At 39.5% G+C, this 1,010-nt stretch carries 2 protein-coding genes; both read left to right on the top strand.

From position 1 onward, the window contains the following. Positions 1-685, top strand: a 685-nt coding sequence (locus tag J2X69_RS24780) for a hypothetical protein (RefSeq protein ID WP_310109573.1), incomplete at its 5' end; no start/stop codon positions are given. After that, positions 682-1,010: nucleotidyl transferase AbiEii/AbiGii toxin family protein (locus J2X69_RS24775; protein WP_310109570.1), on the top strand; the 329-nt coding region annotated here is incomplete at its 3' end. The genes J2X69_RS24780 and J2X69_RS24775, both read left to right, overlap by 4 nt.

Below are 1,010 nucleotides of genomic sequence, written 5' to 3'. Positions count from 1 at the left end.
AATAATCGGAAATTTTCCGATTATTGTGCGATATTGTGACAATAATATGGAGTTTGAAGATCTTTTATTTAGATACCAAGAGGAACCACTAACGAGGCAGGTTATTCTGTCTCTATTGAAGAAATATAAGAGGCCGAATGATAAAATTTCTGAATTGATAAAGGCCGGATGGCTGATTGGTTTGAAAAATGGCTTGTATGTTCCTGGACCAAAAAGTAAACTGATGTTGCCTGAGTCCCTTCTGATTGCAAATCACCTGTGGGGGCCGAGTTATGTCTCCATGGAATCAGCCCTTTCTTATTGGGGATTTATACCTGAACGGGTCTTTGAAACCAGTTCAGTAACTGTTAAATCTTCTAAGCTATTCAAGACAGAACTTGGAAGATTCAGCTATAAGCATACTTCATTGCCTTATTATTCTTTTGGTATCAGAACGGTTGATATTACCCCAAAGCAGGCAGTGATGATTGCTTCACCTGAAAAGGCTATTTGTGACAAAATTGCTATGACAACCAGACTGAATTTGAGAAGTATCAAACAGGCAATGGAATTTTTAACAGAGGACATGAGAATTGACGAAGACTTAATTGGAGGGTTGAACCTAGATGTGATCGAAACCTGGATTTCGGATGCTCCAAAGCAAAACAGTCTTCAGATACTCATCAAAACAATCCGAAATTTATGATAAAGGAGTGGCTGGAGGAATATCATCCCAAATCACAGGAGGAGGCATTTTCCGCTTTACGTGAAATCATGCAGGAGGTGGCTTTGGCAGGATTGCAGCGTGCGGGTTTTTTTGAGAAAGCCGCATTTTATGGAGGAACGGCCTTAAGGATTTTTTATGGACTGGAAAGATTTTCCGAAGATCTTGACTTTTCACTGGTGGATGTTGATCCTGATTTTTCACTGGATAGTTACTTTGAAGCAATCATTACGGAATTTGATGCTCTTGGGATGAAGGTCACGATTGCTGAAAAGAAAAAGCAGAAAGAGTCAAGTATAGATTCAGC

The sequence above is a fragment of the Algoriphagus sp. 4150 genome, assembly GCF_031457395.1.
Lineage (GTDB): Bacteria > Bacteroidota > Bacteroidia > Cytophagales > Cyclobacteriaceae > Algoriphagus.
Note: the sequence above shows the minus strand (reverse complement) of the source record. Positions and strands in the feature narration are given on the sequence as shown.